We start from the raw sequence: 1,555 nt of genomic DNA on the forward strand, positions 1-1,555 counted from the left end.
GCGCCCAAGAGCTTTTCCCACTCTTTGTTTTCTTTCTTCGACACGCCGCCCAGCAGGTCAATCGCCTGGCGCAAGCGGAATCGGGTGAGATCCGGGCCGAGGATTTCCATCGCATCGAGCACCGACACCGAACTCGCCTGCCCGGTGATCGCAGCAAACATCAGCGGCATCGCGTCGCGCAGTTTCAGCTCGAGGGATTCGACCACCGCCTGAATCGTCGCGGTGATGCTGTCCTTCTCCCACTGCCGCAGGCTTTCCAGTTTCCACAGGATCAACTGCATCAACTGGCGAACCTGATCGCCGGAGAGCTTTTTCGACTCGAACAGCTTGGCATCCGGATTCACGCCGCCAGCAAAGAAGAATCCCGCCAGCGGTGCGACCTGGCTGAACGTTTCAACCCGGCCCTGCACGTGCGGCGCGATTTTCATCATGTATTCAGAGTTGAACGCCCACTTCTGCACGCGGGCGGCAAACTCTTCCACCGGCAGATCGCGCAGCCACTGGCCGTTGAGCCACGATAGCTTCTCGATGTCGAAGATCGGCCCGCCGAGGGAGACACGCTTGAGGTCGAAGTTGTCGACCATTTCCTGCAGCGAGAACTTCTCGCGCTCGTCCGGCATCGACCAGCCCATGCGCCCGAGGTAGTTGAGCATCGCTTCCGGCATGAAGCCCATGCGCTCGTAGAACGTCACCGAGGTCGGGTTCTTGCGCTTGGACAGCTTGCTCTTGTCCGGGTTGCGCAGCAGCGGCATGTAGCACAGCTCCGGTTGTTCCCAGCCGAAGTATTCGTACAGCAAAATCAGTTTCGGCGCCGATGGCAGCCATTCTTCGCCACGCAGGACGTGGGTGATGCCCATCAGATGGTCATCGACGACGTTGGCGAGGAAGTACGTCGGCAGGCCATCGGTCTTCATCAGCACCTGCATGTCCATACGATCCCACGGGATCTCGACGTCGCCACGGAGCATGTCCGGCACCACGCAGACGCCTTCGCTCGGCACTTTCATGCGGATCACGTGCGGTTCGCCAGCGGCCAGGCGCGCCGCGACTTCATCTTTCGACAGCAGGAGCGCACGGCCGTCATAACGTGGAGTCTCACCGCGAGCCATTTGCTCGGCGCGCATCTGGTCCAGCTCTTCAGCAGTGCAGAAGCACGGGAACGCATGGCCCATGTCGACCAGTTGCTGGCAGTAGTTCTGGTAGATATCGCCGCGCTCGCTCTGCCGATATGGGCCGTGCGGGCCGCCGACGTCCGGGCCTTCGCTCCAGTCGATGCCGAGCCAGCGCAGGGCGTCGAAGATCTGCTGTTCGGACTCGCGGGTCGAACGCAACTGATCGGTGTCTTCGATGCGCAGGATGAACTCACCGCCGTGCTGCTTGGCAAAGCAGTAGTTGAACAATGCGATGTAAGCGGTACCTACGTGGGGGTCCCCGGTAGGCGATGGCGCGATGCGAGTGCGGACGGTGGTCATGGCTTGTCTCGAAAAAATGAAGAGCAGAACAATCAAGCGGCGAATGGTAACAGGCGACACCCGCCCCGCTCCAGCGGGCAGGG

At 61.1% G+C, this 1,555-nt stretch carries 1 protein-coding gene; it reads right to left on the minus strand.

Going from position 1 to position 1,555, the window contains the following annotated elements:
• The coding region (gene gltX / locus D6877_RS03385; protein WP_130909849.1) for a glutamate--tRNA ligase at positions 1-1,472 on the minus strand (1,472 nt) is incomplete at its 3' end.
• Positions 1,473-1,555: the final 83 nt, after the last annotated feature.

Source organism: Pseudomonas sp. Sample_9, assembly GCF_004307535.1.
GTDB classification, from domain to species: domain Bacteria; phylum Pseudomonadota; class Gammaproteobacteria; order Pseudomonadales; family Pseudomonadaceae; genus Aquipseudomonas; species Aquipseudomonas mercuritolerans.